Source organism: Sphingomonas sp. So64.6b, assembly GCF_014171475.1.
Lineage (GTDB): Bacteria > Pseudomonadota > Alphaproteobacteria > Sphingomonadales > Sphingomonadaceae > Sphingomonas > Sphingomonas alpina_A.
The window spans coordinates 4,962,847-4,983,023 of sequence record NZ_CP048817.1 but is presented as its reverse complement, the minus strand read 5'-3'; the positions used below and the strand labels follow the sequence as shown (position 1 = coordinate 4,983,023).

The 20,177-nt window shown below is 65.6% G+C and carries 20 protein-coding genes; 17 read left to right on the top strand and 3 right to left on the bottom strand.

Translation table 11 applies throughout. From position 1 onward, the window contains the following. Positions 1-7 precede the first annotated feature (7 nt). Entirely contained in the window at positions 8-763 is a 756-nt protein-coding gene (locus G4G27_RS23685) for an SDR family oxidoreductase (protein ID WP_183110908.1), read from the bottom strand. A gap of 138 nt (positions 764-901) precedes the next feature. Between G4G27_RS23685 and G4G27_RS23680 the strand changes: the two genes are divergently transcribed. From G4G27_RS23680 to G4G27_RS23625, 12 genes are read left to right on the top strand one after another with little or no spacing between them, the layout of a single operon-like run. Continuing rightward, complete coding sequence (locus G4G27_RS23680) at positions 902-1,777, top strand: CoA transferase subunit A (protein ID WP_183110907.1); 876 nt, start codon at positions 902-904, stop codon at positions 1,775-1,777. A gap of 12 nt (positions 1,778-1,789) precedes the next feature. Further along, positions 1,790-2,590: a ketoacid CoA transferase gene (locus tag G4G27_RS23675; RefSeq protein ID WP_183110906.1), complete on the top strand. Its 801-nt coding sequence runs from the start codon at positions 1,790-1,792 to the stop codon at positions 2,588-2,590. Then, the gene (locus G4G27_RS23670; protein ID WP_183110904.1) at positions 2,587-3,336 is read left to right on the top strand and encodes an enoyl-CoA hydratase family protein; all 750 of its coding nucleotides are present in this window, start codon (positions 2,587-2,589) and stop codon (positions 3,334-3,336) included. The genes G4G27_RS23675 and G4G27_RS23670 overlap by 4 nt, the downstream gene beginning before the upstream one ends. Beyond that, entirely contained in the window at positions 3,336-4,487 is a 1,152-nt protein-coding gene (locus tag G4G27_RS23665) for an acyl-CoA dehydrogenase family protein (protein ID WP_183110902.1), read from the top strand. The genes G4G27_RS23670 and G4G27_RS23665 overlap by 1 nt, the downstream gene beginning before the upstream one ends. Positions 4,488-4,495: 8 nt before the next feature. Beyond that, positions 4,496-5,458, top strand: coding sequence for an acyl-CoA dehydrogenase family protein (locus tag G4G27_RS23660; protein ID WP_183110901.1), 963 nt, complete (start codon positions 4,496-4,498; stop codon positions 5,456-5,458). 4 nt (positions 5,459-5,462) lie between these two features. Beyond that, the gene (locus tag G4G27_RS23655) at positions 5,463-6,614 is read left to right on the top strand and encodes an acetyl-CoA C-acetyltransferase (RefSeq protein ID WP_183110899.1); all 1,152 of its coding nucleotides are present in this window, start codon (positions 5,463-5,465) and stop codon (positions 6,612-6,614) included. A gap of 4 nt (positions 6,615-6,618) precedes the next feature. After that, entirely contained in the window at positions 6,619-7,524 is a 906-nt protein-coding gene (locus G4G27_RS23650) for an SDR family oxidoreductase (RefSeq protein WP_183110897.1), read from the top strand. A gap of 4 nt (positions 7,525-7,528) precedes the next feature. Continuing rightward, positions 7,529-8,587 carry an acyl-CoA dehydrogenase family protein gene (locus G4G27_RS23645; RefSeq protein WP_183110895.1) on the top strand — a complete coding sequence of 353 codons (1,059 nt, stop codon included), beginning with the start codon at positions 7,529-7,531 and terminating at the stop codon, positions 8,585-8,587. Beyond that, on the top strand, positions 8,578-9,768 hold the full coding sequence (locus G4G27_RS23640; RefSeq protein ID WP_183110893.1) for an acyl-CoA dehydrogenase family protein: 1,191 nt from the start codon (positions 8,578-8,580) through the stop codon (positions 9,766-9,768). Before G4G27_RS23645 ends, G4G27_RS23640 begins: the two co-directional genes overlap by 10 nt. A 4-nt stretch (positions 9,769-9,772) precedes the next feature. Beyond that, positions 9,773-10,549 (top strand): SDR family oxidoreductase, encoded by a 777-nt coding sequence (locus G4G27_RS23635; protein WP_183110891.1) that lies wholly within the window; start codon positions 9,773-9,775, stop codon positions 10,547-10,549. Continuing rightward, positions 10,546-11,013 carry a MaoC family dehydratase gene (locus G4G27_RS23630; protein WP_183110889.1) on the top strand — a complete coding sequence of 156 codons (468 nt, stop codon included), beginning with the start codon at positions 10,546-10,548 and terminating at the stop codon, positions 11,011-11,013. The genes G4G27_RS23635 and G4G27_RS23630 overlap by 4 nt, the downstream gene beginning before the upstream one ends. Further along, complete coding sequence (locus G4G27_RS23625) at positions 11,010-11,753, top strand: SDR family NAD(P)-dependent oxidoreductase (RefSeq protein ID WP_183110887.1); 744 nt, start codon at positions 11,010-11,012, stop codon at positions 11,751-11,753. The genes G4G27_RS23630 and G4G27_RS23625 overlap by 4 nt, the downstream gene beginning before the upstream one ends. Positions 11,754-11,764: 11 nt before the next feature. On the opposite strand, the gene G4G27_RS23620 is transcribed toward G4G27_RS23625, so the two are convergent. Further along, complete coding sequence (locus G4G27_RS23620; protein WP_183110886.1) at positions 11,765-12,643, bottom strand: amidohydrolase family protein; 879 nt, start codon at positions 12,641-12,643, stop codon at positions 11,765-11,767. Between the two features lie 132 nt (positions 12,644-12,775). Here G4G27_RS23620 and G4G27_RS23615 point away from each other — a divergent pair, with 132 nt between their 5' ends. The 4 genes from G4G27_RS23615 to G4G27_RS23600 are packed head-to-tail and all read left to right on the top strand — an operon-like array spanning position 12,776 to position 16,888. Then, positions 12,776-14,467: a class I adenylate-forming enzyme family protein gene (locus G4G27_RS23615; protein ID WP_183110885.1), complete on the top strand. Its 1,692-nt coding sequence runs from the start codon at positions 12,776-12,778 to the stop codon at positions 14,465-14,467. Continuing rightward, positions 14,464-15,249, top strand: a complete 786-nt coding sequence (locus G4G27_RS23610; protein ID WP_202049632.1) for an SDR family oxidoreductase — start codon at positions 14,464-14,466, stop codon at positions 15,247-15,249. Before G4G27_RS23615 ends, G4G27_RS23610 begins: the two co-directional genes overlap by 4 nt. Continuing rightward, positions 15,246-16,409: a 12-oxophytodienoate reductase gene (locus G4G27_RS23605; protein ID WP_345940662.1), complete on the top strand. Its 1,164-nt coding sequence runs from the start codon at positions 15,246-15,248 to the stop codon at positions 16,407-16,409. Before G4G27_RS23610 ends, G4G27_RS23605 begins: the two co-directional genes overlap by 4 nt. Then, positions 16,409-16,888 carry a nuclear transport factor 2 family protein gene (locus G4G27_RS23600; RefSeq protein ID WP_183110884.1) on the top strand — a complete coding sequence of 160 codons (480 nt, stop codon included), beginning with the start codon at positions 16,409-16,411 and terminating at the stop codon, positions 16,886-16,888. Before G4G27_RS23605 ends, G4G27_RS23600 begins: the two co-directional genes overlap by 1 nt. Positions 16,889-16,894: 6 nt before the next feature. Here G4G27_RS23600 and G4G27_RS23595 read toward each other — a convergent pair whose 3' ends face one another. Beyond that, a complete protein-coding gene (locus tag G4G27_RS23595; protein WP_183110883.1) occupies positions 16,895-18,190 on the bottom strand; it encodes an MFS transporter in 1,296 nt (431 codons plus the stop codon). Between the two features lie 161 nt (positions 18,191-18,351). Here G4G27_RS23595 and G4G27_RS23590 point away from each other — a divergent pair, with 161 nt between their 5' ends. Further along, a complete protein-coding gene (locus G4G27_RS23590; protein ID WP_183110882.1) occupies positions 18,352-20,169 on the top strand; it encodes an acyclic terpene utilization AtuA family protein in 1,818 nt (605 codons plus the stop codon). Positions 20,170-20,177 lie beyond the last annotated feature (8 nt).

The following is a 20,177-nucleotide window of genomic DNA, read 5'->3' as shown; positions in this document are numbered from 1 at the left end:
TGCCCTTTCAGTCGCGTGCCAGATGCAGAAAGGCGGGCGGTTCGCCGCCGCCGTGCAATTCGACGCACGCGCCGCTGACATAACCAGCCTCGGATGACGCAAGCCACGCGACCGTCGCCGCGAGATCGGCGCCGCGCGCCATCCGGCGCAACGGGATTCCCGCGCCGATCCGCGCAACCGCCGCCGCGCCGCCATAATGGTCCACCTGATCGGGATCCTCGACCAGCCCGACGACGATCGCGTTGACCCTGACTTCGGGTCCCCATTCCATGGCGAGGCTGGTCGTGGCGCTGAGCAACCCCGCCTTCGCCGCGCCATAAGCGGTCGTGCCCGGCGATGCCCGGCGACCCGAAATGCTGCCGATATTGACGATCGAGCCGTTCGTCGCGCGCAGATGGGGGTAAGCCGCCTGCGATACGAAGATCGGGCCGAGCAAGTTGAGCGCGATGATCTTCTCGATCAAGCGCGGCGAGGAATCGACGATATTGGCCGCTGGCGCACCGCCGGCATTGTTGACCAGCAAGTCGAGCCGCCCGAACCGCGCGATCGTTTCGGCGATCAGCAGCGCCACCGATTCCGGATCGCGCACGTCGCTGACCAGCGCCGTTGCGACATTGTCGCCGGCCGCGACCGGCGTCTCGGGTTCATGTCGCCCACAGACGATAACCGTCCAATCATCACTCAGCAGCCGTTCGGCGATCGCCCTGCCAAGTCCGCGCGTGCCGCCGGTGACGATCGCCACCAGACGCTCCTTGCCCGTCATCCTCAATCCCTTTCGTTATCGCGAAGTTGATCGTCATTATTGCCGCACCGTCGCTCCCCAAATGGTGATTGTGACCAAATGCCCGAAACTCCACCCCCAAAAGCCACTCGATGAGGGCGTTAAGCCCGTGGGGGAGGAATGGATAAGACGCTCGATCTGCGCGAGTTAAAAGGCCGTCTTCGCAGCGGAATGACCATCGGCATCGGTGGCTGGGGTCCGCGGCGCAAGCCGATGGCGCTCGTGCGCGAAATCCTGCGGTCCGATCTCGAGGATCTGACGGTCGTCACCTATGGTGGTCCCGACGCCGGCATGCTGTGCGCGGCGGGCAAGGTGCGCAAGCTGATCTTCGGTTTCGTCTCGCTAGACGCGATTCCGCTAGAGCCCTATTTCCGCAAGGCGCGGGAAGCCGGCAGCCTCGACATTCTCGAACTTGACGAAGGCATGCTGCAATGGGGGCTGAAGGCGGCGGCGATGCGCCTGCCGTTCCTGCCGACCCGCGTCGGCCTCGGCACCGATGTGATGACACATGGCGGGTTTGAAACCGTGACATCGCCTTATGGCGATCATGAGGTGCTGCTTGCGATGCCGGCACTCAAGCTCGACGCGGCGCTGATCCATGTCCAGCGCGCCGATCGCTGGGGCAATATTCAGGCATTCGGCCCGGACTTCTATTATGATGAATGGTTCGCCCGGGCGGCCACGGAAACCTTCGTTTCGGCGGAAGAAGTCGTCGACCGGATCGAAATCGGCGACGCGGGTGCTGCCCGGGCGAATTTCGTCGAGCGCATGTTCGTAACCGGCGTGATTCCGGCGCCGTGTGGCGCGCATCCGACATCGATGCCGCCCGACTATGGCTGGGACATGGAACATCTGCGCGGTTATGTTGCCAGCGCTGGGGAGCAAGGCGGTTGGGACCGCTATGTCAGCGAGACGATCGGCGACGACGAGGCCGGCTATCTCGATCGCATCGGCGGCAAGAGCCGGGTCGCGGCACTGCCGCTGCCGATCTTCTGAGGGGATGAACGCATGAGCACCCCGACCCTTGCCGAATTGTTGATCGTCGCTTGTGCCGAGGCATGGCGCGGCGCGGGCGAGATCGTCGCGACCGGCGTCGGCCCAGTGCCGCGCCTCGCCGCCAGTCTCGCCAAATCGAGCCACACGCCCGAATTGCTGATGACCGATGGCGAGGCGTTTCTGGTCGAAGAACCGGTGCCGATCGGCCCGCGTGACTATGCCCATGGCCGCGGCACCGGCTATCTGCCCTTCTCACGCTTCTTCGACGCCGCCGTCTGGACGGGGCGCCGCCACGCAATGGTCACGCCGACCCAGATAGACCGGTTCGGCCAGACGAACCTGTCCTGCCTCGGCGGCACCTATGACCATCCCAAAGTGCAGATGCTCGGCGCGCGCGGTTTTCCGGGCAACAGCATCCATCATCCCAATTCGATGTTCATCCCGGCGCATTCGCCGCGCGTGTTCGTCGATGGCGAAGTCGATATGGTGTCGAGTGTCGGGTATAATCCCGCGCGCCGTACGCCGGGCGCCAACTTCGGCAATGTCGACCTGCGCCTGATCGTCACCGACCTCTGCGTGATGGATTTCGGCGGCACGGATCATGCGGTCCGGGTAGTCTCGCTCCACCCGGGCGTGACACTCGACCAGGTTCGCGCGGCGACCGGCTTCGCACTGGAAACCGCGACCGAGATCGCCACCACGCCCCTGCCCGACGAGGATGAACTGGCGATCATCGCCCGGCTCGATCCGCACAATATCCGGGGCGGGATCCTGAAGGGCAATCCATCCGCAATGCGAGAGGCCGCGCAATGAGCTTCACCGTCACCATTGCCGGCCGGATCGGCGAGATCGTGATCGATCGCCCGCCAGTCAACGCGCTTGACAGCAATGATTGGAATGCGCTGCCGACGCTGATCGCCGAGACCGGCCGCCGCGCGGACGTGAACGTGCTGCTGATCCGCGCCGAGGGCCGGGGCTTTTGCGGCGGCGTCGACATCAAGGAAATGCAGGCGAACCCGGAGCGGATTACCTTGCTCAACCGAGGTAATTACCTGACCTTCAAGGCGATCCGCGACTGTGAAATCCCCGTGGTCGCCGCCGTGCATGGTTTCGTCATCGGCGGTGGCATCGGCATTTGCGGCGCATCGGACACGATCATCGCCAGCGAGGACGCCTATTTCTCGCTTCCCGAGGTCGATCGCGGCGCGATGGGCGGGGCAAGCCATTTGTCGCGCATGCTGCCCTTGCACAAGGTTCGTGCGGCCTTCTTCACCGGCGGTAAGATATCCGCCGCCGAAGCCTATCGCCTCGGCGCGATCGAGACGGTCGTCCCGCGCGAAGCACTGGTCGAAGAGGCGCGTGTCTTTTGCGCGATTATTGCCGCCAAGAGCCGCAAGGCGCTGGTCCTGGCCAAGGAAGCGCTCAACGGGCTTGAGCCGCGCGACGTCGATCGCGGTTACCGCTGGGAACAGGGCTTCACCCTGGAAATGTACATGCATGCCGATTCCCAAAAGGCGCGCGACGCCTTTGTGGAGACCGGCAAGACCGCCGAGTTCTGATGAACCTCGACTACACGCCCGAACAACAATCCTTCCGCACCGAGGTGCGCGAGTGGATGGCGGCGCATGTGCCCCGGGCGCCGCTCGAGACGCTCGAAGGGCGCAAGGGCTTCGACCAGCATGTCGCCTGGGAACGTGCGCTAGCATCGGGCAACTGGGGCATGGTCACCTGGCCGGAAGCCTATGGCGGGCGCGGTCTCGACCTGATCCGCTGGCTGATCTTCGAGGAGGAATATTGGGCGGCCGGAGCACCGGGGCGGGCCAACCAGAATGGCATTTTCCTGCTCGGCCCGACGATCATGGAATATGGTAGCGACGAACAAAAGGCGCGTTTCCTGACGCCGATGGCGCGCGGCGAGGTCATCTGGGCGCAAGCATGGTCCGAACCCGATGCCGGATCCGACATGGCGGCGATCCGATCGCGCGCGATCCGCGACGGCGACGATTATGTCGTCAACGGACAGAAGACCTGGTCGAGCCGCGCCGCCTTTGCCGACTGGTGCTTCGGCCTGTTCCGGACCGATCCGGACAGCAGCCGCCACCATGGCCTGTCCTTCATCCTGCTGCCGCTCGACACCCCTGGCGTGACGGTGCGCCCGATCCGCCAGCTGCACGGGGAGACCGGCTTTGCCGAAATATTCTTCGACAATGTCCGCGTGCCGGTGGCGAACCGCATCGCCGGCGAAGGCGAAGGCTGGAACGTCGCGATGGCCACGGCCGGGTTCGAACGCGGCTTGATGCTGCGCTCGCCCGCCCGCTTCCAGGCGACCGCGAAGCGTCTGGTCGAGCTGTACCGCAAGCATCGCGACAGCGCGTCGCCCGCTGCAAGCGCTGCGGTGCTGCAGGCCTGGATGGATGCGGAGGCCTATGCGCTCAACACCTATGCCGTCGCCGCCCAGGTGATGGCGGGCGGCAAGATCGGCGCCGAAGCGAGTCTCAACAAGATTTTCTGGTCGGAAATGGATCGCGCGCAGCATCGTGCCGCGATGAGTCTGCTCGGCGCGGCCGCCGAACTGCGTACGCTGCCCGATGGCGAGCCCAATGCCTGGCTGGAGGGTTATATCTTCTCGCTCTCCGGCCCAATTTATGCCGGGTCGAACGAAATCCAGCGCAACATCGTCGCCGAGCGCCTGCTCGGCCTGCCGCGATAGGGGGCGAGATGGATTTCCGCCTTAACCCCGACCAGATCGAACTGCGCGACGCGGTGCGCGACTATCTGACCGCCGAGCATGGCCCCGAAGTGCTGCGCCGGCTCGACGCGGGCAATCGCCGCGGTCCCGCAGTCTGGGACGGACTAGTGGCGATGGGCCTGACCGGTATCCTCGTACCGGCAGAACAGGGTGGCCTTGGCCTCGGCCTGGTCGAAGCGGTGCTCGTCGCGATCGAGCTGGGCCGAGCCAATGTTTCCGAACCGCTTGCCGACACCGCGTTGGTCGCAGCGCCGTTGTTGCGCGCGACACAGCAGGCCGAGATCGCGGCGGGTACCCTGAAAGTCGCGCTTGCCCATCCGGTCAATCCTTGGGTGGCGGACCTGAATCAGGCGGGGCTCGTCATCGGTGGAGAGATGACTTCATCCCCGACCGCACTCGACAGCGTCGATCCGCTACGCCTTCTGTTCGGGCCCGGCGAGTGTATCGCGACCGAGGGGCTGCTCGACCGTGCCGCGCTGATCGGCGCGGCACAGTTGATCGGCGGTGGCGAACGCATGCTCGGGCTCGCCACCGATTATGCCAATCAGCGGAGCCAGTTCGGTCAGCCGATCGGAAAATTCCAGGCGATCAAGCATCATCTCGCGTCCGTGGCGGTCAAGATCGAGTTCGCACGTCCGCTTGTGTTGCGCGCAGCCCATGCGCTGCAACAGAATCATGCCCGCGCAGTGCTGCACGTCAGCCATGCCAAGCTCGCCGCAACCGATGCCGCGATGCTCGCGGCCGAGACCGCGATCCAAGTCCATGGCGCGATGGGCTATACCTATGAAGTCGACCTGCATTTCTGGATGAAGCGCGCCTGGGCGCTTTCCGGCGCGTGGGGCGACCGCGCCTTTCACGAACGTCGCGTCGCGGAGGCCGTTCTGGACGATCGCTTCGACATCGGCCCGTCCACCACCTTTCTGGCAGAATAGAACCATGGCCGAAGCCTATATTATCGATGCGATCCGCACCCCGACCGGGCGAAAAAAGGGCAGCCTTGCCGGCTGGCACCCCGCCGATCTCGGCGCGATTCCGATTACTGCAATCGTCGATCGGACCGGCATCGATCCAAACGCGGTCGATGATGTGGTGTGGGGCTGTGTCGATGCGGTCGGGCCGCAGGCGGGCAATATGGGACGTAGCTGCTGGCTGGTCGCGGGTTATCCGGAAGGCGTTCCGGGCGTGACCATCGACCGTCAGTGCGGATCATCGCAACAGGCGATCCATTTCGCCGCGCAAGGGGTGATGTCCGGTACCCAGGATCTGGTGATCGCCGGCGGCGTGCAGAATATGAACGCCATCCCGATCTCGGCCGCGATGTACGCGGGCCAGGCCTACGGCTTCGACACGCCCTTCTCGACCTCGCCAGGCTGGGCTGCACGCTATGGCGACGAAGAGGTCAATCAGATCTACGCCGCCGAAAAGATCGCGCAGACCTGGGACATCAGCCGCGCCGACATGGAGCGCTTCGGCGCGGAGAGCAACCGCCGCGCCGAAGCGGCGATCGACAGCGGTCGGTTCGCCGCCGAGATCGTCCCGGTCGGCGATTTCGCGACGGACGAAACGGTCCGCCGCGGCACCACACTCGAAGGACTTGCCGGCCTGCGACCAGTCCGCGAGGGCGGGATCGTGACGGCGGGTGTCTCCAGCCAGATCGCCGATGGCGCCGCGGCCGTGCTGATCGCCAGCGAACAGGCGGTGAAGGACCATGGCCTGAAACCGCGCGCGCGCATCCACCACCTGACGGTGCGTGGCGACAGCCCGATCATGATGCTGACGGCACCAATTCCGGCGACACGCCATGCGCTAAAAACGGCCGGGCTGCAGCTGTCGGACATTGACCTGATCGAGATCAACGAAGCTTTCGCCAGCGTCGTGCTCGCCTGGGCGAAGGAACTCGATGCGGACATGTCGCGCGTCAACGTCAATGGCGGCGCGATCGCGCTCGGCCATCCGCTCGGCGCGACCGGGGCGAAGCTGATGACGACGCTGCTCTACGAGCTGGAACGGCGCGGTGGGCGCTATGGCCTGCAAACGATGTGCGAAGGCGGCGGCCTGGCCAACGTCACCATCATCGAGCGGCTGTAAGACGATGACGGGCATCTGCGACAACCGGGTCGTCATCGTCACTGGCGCCGGACGCGGGCTGGGCCGCGAATATGCGTTGGCCTTCGCCGCCGAGGGCGCGAAACTGGTGGTCAACGATATCGGCACCACGCTGGGCGGCGAGGGCACCGACGCTTCGCCCGCGCAGCAGGTGGTGGAAGAGATCAGAGCGGCGGGCGGTGAAGCGATCGCCAATGGCGACGATGTCGCCGATTGGGACGGCGCTGGCCGCATCGTTGCCGCTGCGATCGAGGCGTTCGGGCGGCTTGACGTGGTGGTCAACAATGCGGGCATCGTGCGCGACCGGATGTTCGTTTCGGCCACGCTGGAGGAATGGGACGCGACGATGCGCGTCCATTTGCGCGGCCATTTCTGCGTCACGCGTCACGCCGTCGATCATTGGCGCGCACGTCAAAAGGCCGGCGAGACCGTCGATGCGCGGATCATCAACACGACCAGCGGCGCCGGCCTGCAAGGGTCGATCGCCCAGGCGGCCTATTCGACCGCCAAGGGCGGCATCGCAGCGCTGACATTGGTGCAGGCGGCCGAACTCGGGCGCTATGGCATCACCGCCAACGCGCTTGCTCCATCGGCACGCACGCGAATGACCGAACAGGCGTTTGCGGACAAGATGGCGACGACCGAAGACGGTTTCGACGTGCAGCATCCCGCCAATATCGCCGCCACCGTCGTCTGGCTCGGATCGCCAGATTCAGCCGGGGTAACCGGTCGTGTGTTCGAGCTGGAGGGTGGGCGAATCACGATCGAGGATGGCTGGCAACTTGGCGCGACCATCGATCGCGGCGCGCGCTGGACTCCGGCTGAGGTCGGCGATGCCGTGCGTGACCTGCTCAGCGAACAGCGCCCGCCGCGCGCGGTGTGGGGAAGCTGATCGCGTGCGTCTCGCTTTCTCAGACGATCAGGTCGCTGTCCGCGACGCCGTGCAGGCTTTCCTCGCCGAAGCGGTGAGCAGCGAGAGCACGCGCACGGCGATGGCAGACGGATCGGGCGTTGACTGGCCGCTATGGCGGGCGATGGCGCGCGATCTCGGACTGACCGGGCTCGCCGTTCCCGAGGCGTTCGGCGGATCCGAGCTCGGCGCGGTCGAGACTGCGATCATCAGCGAGACGCTCGGCGCACATCTCGGCGCGGTGCCCTGGCTCGCGAGTACGGTCATTGCCACGAAGGCGATTTCATTGGGCGGCAGCGACACGCAGGGCGCGGAATGGCTGCCGCGCCTGGCGGAAGGCAGCGCCATCGCGACCTTCGCAACCGAGGGGTTCGAGATTCGAAACGGCCGCCTGACCGGCAGCACTCCCTTCGTTCCACATGGCAATGTGGCAGACCTGATCGTCGCTTGTGCCGACGACCAGACTTTCCTTGTGCCGACGGATGCTGTCGGCTGCACGATCACCGCGCAGACAACGCTGGACCAGACACGGCCGCTCGCGCTGGTGACGCTGAGCGATGTCGAGGCGGCGCCACTGCCCGCACTCGACTGGTGTGACATCGAGCCGCTGGCCTGGACCGCGATTGCCGCCGATTCGCTGGGTGGCGCTCAGGCCTGTCTCGATCGCACTGTCGCGCATGTGAAGGAACGCATCCAGTTCGGCCGCACGATCGGTAGTTTCCAGGCGGTCAAGCACCGCCTCGCCGATATGCTCGTCGCGATCGAGCAGGCGCGCTCCGCTGTCTATTGGGCGGCGGGCGAGATCGATGCGGGCGGCCCGGATGCGCGTCTCGCCAGCCACGCCGCCAAGAGCTTTGCGTGCGACACCTATGCCGATTGTGCCGGACACGCGATCCAGCTCCATGGCGGAATCGGATTTACCTGGGAACATGACGCGCATCTGTTCTTCAAACGCGCACGCGGCAATATGTCGCTGATGGGCGCGCCGGTCTGGCATCGCGAGCAGATCGCCCGCCTGATGCCGCTGGAGGTCGCATGCGACTAAGCTATACCGATAGCGAGCGCGCGTTTCGCACCGAGGCGGCGGACTGGCTACGTAGCGAGCTTTGCGGCGAGTTCGCGGATGTGCGCGGTTTGACCAGCAGGGTCGGCGCGCCGGAACGCCGGCTGGAATGGGAAAAACGCCTTGGCGAAGCGCGGTGGAGCGTGATTGGCTGGCCGGCCGAATATGGCGGTCGCGACGCGACGATGGCCGAACGCGTCATCTTCGCTGAAGAATATGCCGGCGCCGGCGGGCCGCCACGGATCAATCATGTCGGCGTCGAACTGCTCGGCCCGACTGTGATCGCTTATGGCACCGCCGCGCAAAAGGCCCGTTTCCTGCCACCGATCGCCACCGGCGGGTCGATCTGGTGCCAGGGTTATTCGGAACCAGGCGCCGGATCGGACCTCGGCGCGGTCCGTACCCGGGCGCAACTCGACAACGGCGAATGGATCATCGACGGGCAGAAGGTGTGGACCAGCCTGGCGCAATTTTCCGGCTGGGCATTCATCTTGGCCCGGTCGGAGCCGGGCAGCGTCGGCCGCAACGGTCTAACCTTCCTGCTCGTCCCGCTTGACCAGGCGGGCGTCTCGATCCGCCCGATCCGCCAGATCACCGGCGATGCGGAATTCAATGAACTGTTCCTGGACGGCGCCCGGACCGATCAGGGCGACATTCTCGGCGCGCCGGGCGAAGGCTGGGACGTGGCCATGGCGCTGCTCGGTTTCGAGCGTGGCGTCTCGACGCTCGGCCAGCAAATGGCGTTCCGTAACGAACTCGACGCGGTGATCGCGGCGGCGCGGGCCAACGGGTCGGCGCAGGATCCGCTGATCCGGCAAAGGCTGGCCCAGGCCGAGATCGGACTGCGCCTGATGCGCTTCGGCGCGCTCCGCATGCTTGATCAGGAGGGCGGTGCCGGGACGGGCGCCGCGATCACCTACAAGATCCAATGGGCAAGCTGGCGGCGGTCGCTGGGCGAACTCGCGATGGATGTACTCGGCCAGGCGGGTCAAGTCGCCCCCGCCTTGCCCGACGGCGATTATGCCATGCCGATCCTGACGGACCTGTTCCTCAACGCACGCGCCGACACGATCTATGGCGGCACCAACCAGATCCAGCGTAACCTGATTGCCGAGCGCGGTCTCGGCCTCCCGCGCGAACTGCGCGGCGACCTGAAAGGCTGAACCCATGACCGCCCCCGCCTATCCAATTCCGTCGGGCATGATGGCCGGAAAGACGATGCTGATCACCGCCGCCGCCGGCAGCGGCATCGGTGGCGCGACCGCGCGCCGCGCGGCGGAGGAGGGCGCACGGCTGTTCCTGTCAGACACGCACGAGCGGCGGCTGAACGAAACCGCCGACGCCATCGCTGCCGCCGGCCATGCCCGACCCGATGTGGCGGTGTGCGACGTGACCGACGAGGCGCAGGTACAGGCGATAGTCGCCGGCGCGATCGACCGGCTCGGCCATATCGACATCCTGGTCAATAATGCCGGCCTGGGCGGGGCAGCGTCGATCGTCGAAATGACCGACCAGCAATGGTCGAGCGTGATCGATGTCAGCCTGACCAGCGTGTTTCGTATGACCCGCGCGATCCTGCCGCATCTCTACGCGCGCGGTAGCGGGGTAATCGTCAACAATGCGTCGGTGCTCGGCTGGCGCGCGCAAAAACTGCAGGCGCATTATGCCGCGGCGAAGGCGGGGGTGATGGCCTTTACCCGGTGTGCGGCGGTTGAGGCGGCGGAGCATGGCGTGCGCATCAACGCAGTCGCGCCAAGCCTGGCAATGCACGCCGCGCTTGGCAAGGTCACGCCGCCGGGCCTGCTCGAAGAGCTCACCAAGCGGGAAGCATTGGGGCGCTATGCCGAACCCTGGGAGGTGGCGAACGTCATCCTGTTCCTCGCATCGGACCTGTCGAGTTACATGACCGGCGAAATCCTTGCCGTATCGAGCCAGCACGCATGAAAGCGCGGGTCTTTGCAGCGCCCGCGGCCCTGTTCGACGCGGCGGGCGCGGTGCTTGGCCCGACGGAATGGCTGACCGTCACACAGGAGATGATCGATCTGTTCGCCCGCGCAACCGGCGATCATCAATGGATCCATGTCGATGTCGAGCGCGCGAAGACTGGCCCGTTCGGCGGCACGATCGCGCACGGCTATCTGACGATGAGCCTGGTCAATCATTTCCTGCCCGAGATGATCGAGGTGCGCGGCGTGTCGATGGGCGTCAATGTCGGCGCCGACCGGATGCGCTTCCTCTCGCCGGTGCCCGCCGGCAGCCGGCTGCGCGGACGCGGTGAGATTATCGCGATCGAGGAGATCAAGGGCGCGGTCCAGGCGACGATCCGGGTGACACTCGAACGCGACGGCACGGAACGCCCGGCCTGCACGATCGATACGATCAGCCGCTATTTTCCGGAAGGGGCGTGAGCGAGCTTACCGGCCAGGTCGCGCTCGTCACCGGCGCGGGGAGCGGTATCGGCGAAGCGACCGCCCGTCTGCTCAGCGCGCATGGCGCCACGGTGGCACTGGCCGACCGCTCACCCAAGGCCGACGCTGTAGCGGAGGGGATCATCCAGTCGGGCGGCCAGGCGATCGCCCTGCGCATGGACGTGCGTAACACCGAGCAGGTCGAGGCCGGATTACGTGCGACGATCGAGCGCTTCGGTGCGCTGCACATGCTGGCCAATGTTGCGGGGATTTTCCCGCAAGCGGCGCTCGGCGAGACCGACGATGCGCTGTTCAGCGACGTGCTCGAGATCAATCTGGCGGGTACGTTCCGCACCTGCCGCGCGGCGCTGCCATTGCTGGCCGCGCATGGCGGTGCGATCGTCAATGTCGCGTCCGGCGCGGCGTTTCGCGGCATGTCCGGCTTCAGCGCCTATAGCGCGAGCAAGGGCGGCGTGACGGCGCTGAGCCGCGCACTCGCCGCCGAAGGTGCGCCGGCGGTTCGAGTCAACACCGTCGCCCCTGGTGCGACGGCCTCGCCGGCGGTCCGAGCTCGCGCCGCCATAACGGGCGGACGCCCGGCGGGTATGGCCGACGCCCCGATGGGACGAATGGCCGAACCCGAGGAAGTGGCCGAGGCGATCGTTTTCCTACTCTCACCCCGCGCCCGTTTCATCACCGGGCAGACGCTGTTTGTGAATGGCGGCTCGTACATGCACTGACCCGCCGGCGTTCAGGGCACCGGCAGCTTCAATATCTTCGCCGCGTTGCCCGACAGGAATTTGGGCCACACCTCGTCCTTGAACGGCACGTCCTGCAGTTCGGCGAAGATCCGGTCGAGCGACAGGCCGGCGGCGAAATAGCCGGCATAGATGATCTTGTCCGCGCCACGTGTGTTCGCATAATCGATGATCGCCTTGGGATAATGGCGCGGCGCGAACGCACTGGTCGAATAATAGAGGTTCGGATATTTCAGCATCAGCTTGACCGCCATATCTTCCCAGGGCTCACCGCCATGGCGCATGACCACGGTCAGTTCCGGAAAGAACCAGCAGATTTCATCGAGCAGTTCGACTTTCTGAGTGGCCAGCGGGATACGCGGCCCTGGCACGCCGACATTGAGGAAGAAGGGCAGTTCGAGTTCGCACGCCAGCGCGTAGAACGGGTACATCTCCTTCCCGTTGATCGCCACCTGCGGCATCGAGCCCGAGGCGAAATAGCTCAGCCCCTTGAGGCCGTATTCGGCGTGAATCCCGCGGATTCGGCGGATTTCGTCCATCCCCTTATTGGGGTCGACCGCGGCCTGGAACACGAAGCGGTCGGCATGGTCGCGCACGATTTCGGGATAAGTGATAGCATCGCCCGCCGGGATCAGCGCGACGGCGACATCATGTTTGTCCATCGCCTTGAGTACGCGACCGACATAGGTGCTCGAGTCGTCCCCCAGATCGGGGATGGCGCGAAACATATATTGGGCGGGCATCGTGAAACTATCGAGACTCTCGCGGTCGCGCTGCAACCCGCGAAAGGCGCCGTAACGCGCATCATCGTGCTGGCTCCAGGGAATGTTCACATGCGTGTCGATCGCACGCAGGCCCTTGGGTATCGGCATCGGCCCCTCCTTATTTTGTCCCATCATACCGCTTCGTGGAGGTAATGCGTGTCACCAAATGGCGGTCGCGTCGATGTTCCGCGCTTGCTTGTCTATACGGCGGAGGCGTCCGCAAGCGACGCGGGAGGATCCATGATTTACCGCTGTATCGACCCCGTCGCGCTTGCCCTGACTGCGCCGGGCGAAATGTTCGAAACAATTGCCGGCCCGCGCGGTGAGATGTTCCGTAATATCCCGCACAGCCTGAGCGGCATTTATCGCGCCGGCCAGAATCACGGCGCGCGGCGCATGCTGCAAACCGAACAGCAATCGTACAGCTACGACACGATCTTCGCTCTCGCCGGGCGGCTGGCGCGCGTATTCGCCGACGAGTTCGGGGTGACGCGCGGCGACTATGTCGCGCTGGCGATGACGTCGGGCGTCGAATGGATGGCCTGCTTCATGGCGGTGCATGCGGTCGGCGCAGCGGCGGTGATGGTCAACACGCGCTGCGCGCCGGAGGAAATGGTCCATGCGATCAGCCAGGTGAAGGCGCGACTGGTGATCGCAGACGCCGATCGCGCCGCAGCATTGCAAGCAGAGCCGGCGTCGGCCGACTGGCGGATGATTGTCTCGGGCGCGCCGAGTCTCGTCCGCGATGCACGCGACCGCGATCTTGCCGATCTGCTGGCCAACGGTCCCGACGCGCCATTCGACCCGGTCGAGCGCGCGCCCGACGATGCCGCGATCGTGCTCTTCACCTCCGGCACGACTGGCCGGCCGAAAGCGGTGCGGCTCGACGATGGCGCGATGGCGCATGTGGTGGGGATCGCCGGCCTGGTCGGGGCGATCCAGGACCGCCGCTTCGCGATGGAATTCGGCCGCGAGATTCCGGTGGAACGCGGATCGGCCAAGGCGGCGACGATCATCGCCGCGCCGGTTTTCCACTTTTCCGGCATTATGCCGTTCCTGCGCGGGCTTTATTATGGCGCCCCGCTGTTTGTCTTCACCCGATGGAATGCCGAGGTCGCGCTTGACCTGATGGAGCGCGAACCACTTACCCGGCTCGGCTTCGTGCCGACGATGTTGTCGGACATGCTCGCCTCGCCAAAGGTCGGGCCGCACAATCTCGGCACATTGATGGTGCTGTCGAACGGGGCCGCCGCGCTTGACCTGAAACTGGTCGAGCGGATGCGCGACGTGGTGCCGACGGTGATGGTGTCCAACACCTATGGCCAGACCGAATCCGCCGCGTGGATATCCTCGATCTGCGGCTCCGATTATATTGAGCATCCGGAATCGGTCGGCTATGTGCTGCCGACGGTCGAGGTGCGGATCGTGCGCGACGATGGATCGGACGCGGTGATCGGCGAGCATGCCGAGATCTGCATGCGCGGCATCGGCATGATGCGTTGCTATATCGGCGACGACCAGGCGACCGCCGAGACGATCACCAATGGCTGGCTGCGCACCGGCGACAATGGCTGGGTCGACGCCGATGGGCGCCTGTATCTCGCCGACCGGCGCAAGAACATGGTCATCTCGGGCGGTGAGAATATCTATTGCGCGGAGGTCGAGCGAGTCCTTGGCGAGCACCCGATGGTCGCGGAGGTGGTCGCCTATGGCCGGCCCGACGAGCGGCTTGGCGAGCGGATCGCCGCCACGGTCGTGCCGCGCCACGCACAGCTGATCGATATCGATGAATTGCGCGGCTACGCGCGCTCCCGCCTCGCCGGATACAAAGTACCGCGCGATATCGCAGTGCGGGTGACGCCACTGCCGCGAACCCCGACGATGAAGATCGATCGCGGCACTTTCCTACGCGAAATGAAGGACCAGGCATGATCGCGCTTCCCGACCTCAAGGCATTGTTCGACCTGAGTGGCCGCACCGCGCTGGTGACCGGATCGTCACGCGGGCTCGGCTATGAGATGGCGCGCGGCTTCGCCGCCGCCGGTGCACGCGTGGTCATTTCCAGCCGCAAGGCCGATGATTGCGAAGCCGCCGCCGAATCCATCCGGCAAGCGGGCGGCGATGCGCTGGCGATCCCCGCGCATGTCGGCGACATGGATGCGATCGCCGCGCTGGTCGATGCCATTACCGCACGCTGCGGCCAGCTCGACATCCTCGTCAACAATGCCGGCGCCGCCCTGCCCTATGGCATCGACGAGGCGACGCCCGCGCTATTCGAGAAGAGTTATGCGGTCAACGCGCGCGGGCCGTTGTTCCTCACAAAGGCGCTCAGGCCGCTGCTTGCCGCATCCCCGGCCGCGCGCGCAGGCGGAGCATCGATCATCAATATCCTGACCGTCGGCGCGTTCTTCGGCACCGCGTCGCAGATCGGCTACAGCTCATCCAAGGCGGCGCTCTGGCAGATAACCCGATCGCTCGCCAATGCGCTCTCCGCCGACCACATCCGCGTCAACGCGATCGCGCCCGGGCCGATGGCGACGCGTATGGTTACGTCGGGCGGCGAGGCGCTGATGGAAAAGAGCGCGGCCGGCACGCTGCAGAAGCGCGTAGCGGATCCATCGGAGATTATCGGCCCGGCGCTGATGCTGGCAAGCGATGCGGGATCGTTCGTTACCGGATCGATGATCGCGGTCGATGGGGGCTGGCTGGCGTGAGCGCGGCCGGCGTGATGGCACGGGCCGACGTCGCTGCCTTGTTCACGCCATTCCGGCTAGGCGGCCTGACCGTACCGAATCGGATCGTGATGTCGCCGATGACGCGGCAGTTCAGCCCGGGCCGCGTGCCCGGCGCCGATGTCGCCGCCTATTATGCTCGCCGCGCTGCGGCCGGGGTCGGTCTGATCGTGACCGAGGGCGTGGCGATCGACCATGCCGCCGCAGTCGACTTTCCCGAGGTGCCCCAGCTTCATGGCGATGCGGCACAAGCCGGCTGGCGTAAGGTCGTCGATCAAGTGCATGGCGCCGGGGGGCTGATCGTCCCGCAGCTCTGGCACCAGGGCCCGATGCGCGACCCGGCATCGAGCACCGAGCCCGAAATCGTCGGTATTCGCCCCTCCGGCGTGTGGGGGCGGATCGGTGGGTCAGTCTCGCTCGATCCCGCTTATGTCGAACGGATGCTGCCGGACACGCGGCCGGCGAGCGATGGCGAGATCGCCGATATCATCGAGTCCTACGCTCGCGCCGCACGCGCCGCGATCGAGTTGGGTTTCGATGGCATAGCGATCCATGCCGCGCACGGCTATCTGATCGACAGCTTCCTGTGGCACGAAACCAACCGGCGCGACGATATCTGGGGCGGCGACGCATCGCGCAGGACTGCCTTCGCCGTCGCGGTGGTGCGAACTATACGTGACGCGATCGGGCCCCAACGGCCGATCCTGTTCCGCTTCTCGCAATTCAAGATGCAGGACTATCTGGCGCGCCTGGCCGATACGCCGGATGCGCTGGCGGCGTTGTTGTGTCCGGTGGCCGAAGCCGGGGTCGACCTGTTCGACGCCAGCCAGCGCTATTTCGACCAGCCGGCCTTTGCCGATTCGTCACTCAACCTCGCCGGCTGGGCCAAGCGGCTGACTGGGGTCGCGTCGATGACGGTCGGTGGCATTGGCATGGGCACGCCGCGCGATTCGCTCGGCGTGGAGCGGCCAATGGAAGCGGATGACAATCTCGACGCGGTCCTGGCACGGCTCGAAGCCGCTGAATTCGACCTGATCGCGGTCGGTCGCGCCCTGCTCAACGATCCGGGCTGGATATCCCGGCTGCGCGACGGCCATCCCTTCCTGCCCTTCGACCGGGCAAACTTGAAAAGGCTGACTTGATGGCGACGAACGACCGGCTTGCGAAGCTCGACCAGCGGCTCGCGCGGGTCGAGGACGAACTCGCCATTCAGCGCCTACTCGCCAGTTACGGCCCCTTGGCGGACGCCGGCCTCGGCCCGCAAACCGCAGCCTTGTGGACCGAGGATGGCGCCTATGATCCGGGTGGCGTCGCACGAGCGGAAGGCCGCGACGCGCTGATCCGGATCTATCATGGCGAGCGGCATCAGGGCCTTGTTCGGCGCGGGTCGATGCATATGACCGCACCGGCGCAGGTCAGCATCCATGGCGATCATGCCGAGGCGGTCGGTTATTCAATGCTGGCGCTCAATGCCGGCGAGCAATTCACGCTGCTGCGCGCATCGATCAACCACTGGACGCTCGCCCGGACCCCGGACGGGTGGCGTATCGTCGAGCGGACCAACCGTGTGCTGGACGGCTCGCCGGAAGCGCACGACTTGCTCTCCCGCGCCGACCGCTAGCGTCGGTCAGCCTGCGGCCAATTCCCGCTTCCGGTTCAGCCGGCCGGCGATCAGGAAGCATCCGCCCCCGGCGAGATAGAGGAGGTTAAGCGTCAGCATCGCCCATTTCAGCGAATGCGGGCCGCCATAGGCGTCGCTCAGCACGCCGACGACGAATGGGCCGCCGCCATAACCGAACAGATTCGCCATGACCATTTCGATCGAAATCACCGTTCCCCGGAAACCCGACGGAGTCAGGTTAAGCAGCGCGCCATAGCTGATCCCGAGAAAGGAATAGCAGACCAGGCTGTAAGCGGAGATCGCGACAACGGTCAGCGCGACGCTCGGCGCAAGCAATGCGCATGCCGCCAGCACCATCGTCAGCAACGCGATCACGCCGCACATGATCAGCATGCGATTGGGATCGCCCTTCGCGATCCGGTCGGTCAGCGCACCAGTGAAGATCAGCCCGATGCCGCCGCAGATGCCGGACGCGAAGGCGATCACCATGCCCGCGCTCTGAATCGACATGCCCTGTTCGCGCATCAGGAAAGGCACGAACCAGCCGGTGACGCCGGTGTTCGCCGCAGACAGCAATGCCGCGCCGACCATGAGCAACAGCACGCGCTTGTCGCGACCGATAAAGCCGATCGCGTCGGACAGGCGCTGGCGCCACGCGCCGTCATAGGCCGGCCCGTTCTGATCGTAGAAGCCGCGCTTGGGCTCCTTCAGAAACACATAGATCAGGATCGCCAGCGGGATGCCGGGCAGGCCCGCCGCCATGAACGCCGCTCGCCAGCCATAATGCGCGACAATCCAGGCGCCGACGATGAAGCACAGGAACGATCCAATCGGGATGCCGGTCTGATAAATGGCGACTGCGGTCGCGCGTTTGTCGCGCGGGAACAGGTCGGTGATGATCGATGTGGCGGTCGGCGACGCGCCCGATTCAGCGGCACCCACGCCGACCCGGGTCAGCAGCAAATGCGCATAGCTTGTCGCAAAACCAGCGAATGCGGTCATCGCGCTCCACACCGCCACGACGAGTGCGAGCAGCTTGCTGCGATTTACCCGGTCCGCAAGCAGCCCGAGCGGGATCGAGGTCAACGCGTAGATCATGCCGAAAGCGAGCCCGGTCAGCATGCCGAGCTGCGCGTCGGTGAGCAGGAATTCGTGCTTCAGCGGTTCGATGACGAGCGATGCCACGCGGCGGTCGATCTGGTTGAAGGTCGTCATCGCGGTCAGCAACGCCAGTGCGAACCATGCCCCCGGCTGCACCGCCGAAGAGGTTTTTTCGGTTCCGGGGCCCGGTTGTGCCAGCATTCCACTCTCCTGCCCGCGCGACCGGCGGCGATTATCCACAAAACTCTATGGCACGGCGTTCGCCCGGCAACCACCGAACGGGGGTTGCTGGTTTCGGCATGCGGCGCGACTGCCATGATGCGGATTTTCCCGAAAAAAAGGGGTGCGCGAGAGGAGCTTGGATGGAGCGGGTCGTCCGCATTGGCGGCGCAACGGCAGCGGTCAACGACAGTGCGATGGGCGTGGCGCAGTTCCTGCGCGACGATGTCGATATCGACTATATGGTCTTCGACCTCCTCGCCGAGTCCGTGGTCGGGCGGCTGGCACGGCAGCGGCTCGACGATCCGGAAGCCGGTTTCGTAAAATCCTTTGTCGACATGCTCGCCGGGCCGCATCTGGCGCGCATCCGCGAACGTGGCATTCGGCTGATCGCCAATGCTGGCGGCGTCAATCCGCATGGCTGCGCCCGAGCACTCGAACGCAAGGCGGCCGAACTCGGCGTGCCGGTGCGAATCGCGGTGGTCGACGGCGCCGATCTGACCGCCTCACTTCCCGCACTCGCCGCACGCGCCGAGATGTTTGGCCTTGGCTGGATCGCCGACGCCCTGGCCGAAGCCGACCCAATACTCGCCTTCACCGCTTATCTCGGCGCCTTCCCGATCGCCGCCGCGCTCGATCGCGGTGCGGACATCGTGATCACTGGCCGCATCGTCGACAGCGCGACCACGCTGGGTGCGCTGATCCATGAATTTGGCTGGGGCATAGACGATTTCGACCTGCTTGCCGCGGGCACGCTAGTCGGGCATCTGATCGAATGCAGCACTCAGGTAACGGGGGGCACTTTTACTGACTGGCGCGACGTGCCCGACTGGGCGAATATCGGTTATCCGATCGCCGAATGCCGGGCCGACGGGACGGCGGTGATCGCCAAGCCACCGGGCACTGGCGGCATCGTCTCGGTCGGATCGGTCGCCGAACAATTGCTTTACGAGGTCGAACAGGTCGCCGCCTATCTGGTACCCGACGTCGCCTGCGACTTCAGCAATGTGACGCTGGCCACGGTCGGTGCCAACCGCGTGTCGGTATCCGGTGCCAAAGGCCGCTCGCGGCCGGTAACCTACAAGACCTGCCTCACTTATGAGTCCGGCTGGCGCGGCGTGTACGCGATTCCGATCATCGGCCCTCATGCGGCAGCGCGTGGGCGGCAGCTCGGCGGTGCGCTGATCGAGCGTACCGGCGAGATGCTGCGTCAGCGCAACTGGGGCGAATGGCGCCGCACGGCAAACGAAGCGATCGGTGGCGGTGCCGCTTATGGTCTGGACGGCCATAGCGAGACGCGCGAGGCGGTGGCGCGGTTCGCTGTCGAACACGAGCGCCGCGAGGCGGTCGAGCTGTTTATGGCGGAGGCGGCCGCGTCGCTGATGGTCGTCGCGGGCGCCACCATGCCACTCACCCAGCAGGTTATCAAAATACAGCATCTGCGCAGCACTTTGATTGAAAAGAGTGCGGCAACGGTCACCGTCACCATCGATGGTCAGACCGACACCATCCCGATCGCGCTGGACGGCGGTTTCGATCCCGGTGCCGTTGCGCAGATCAATCCACCGGCACCTGCGCCAGGGGAGGCGCTGACCGAATTGGTGCCGCTGGTCGCACTTGCCTGGGTGCGCAGCGGCGACAAGGGCGACCTGTTCAATCTCGCGGTGATTGCGCGCGAGCCGAACTACCTGCCCTATCTCGCCGCCTCACTGACGCCGAACGCGATCGCGACGCGCTACGCCCATCTGGTCGAAGGACACGCCCGCGCGGTCGAACGCCAATATGCACCGGGCCTCACCGCGCTCAATTTCGTCGTTCGCGGCACAATGGGCGGCGGGCTGGCGGCCAACATCCGGTTCGATTCCCCGGGCAAGGGGAACGGCCAGCAATTACTAGATTTCCCGATTGCCGTACCCAGCGCGCTCGCCACGCAACTTGGTTCGGCGACGGGTCGCGTATGAGGAGCGAG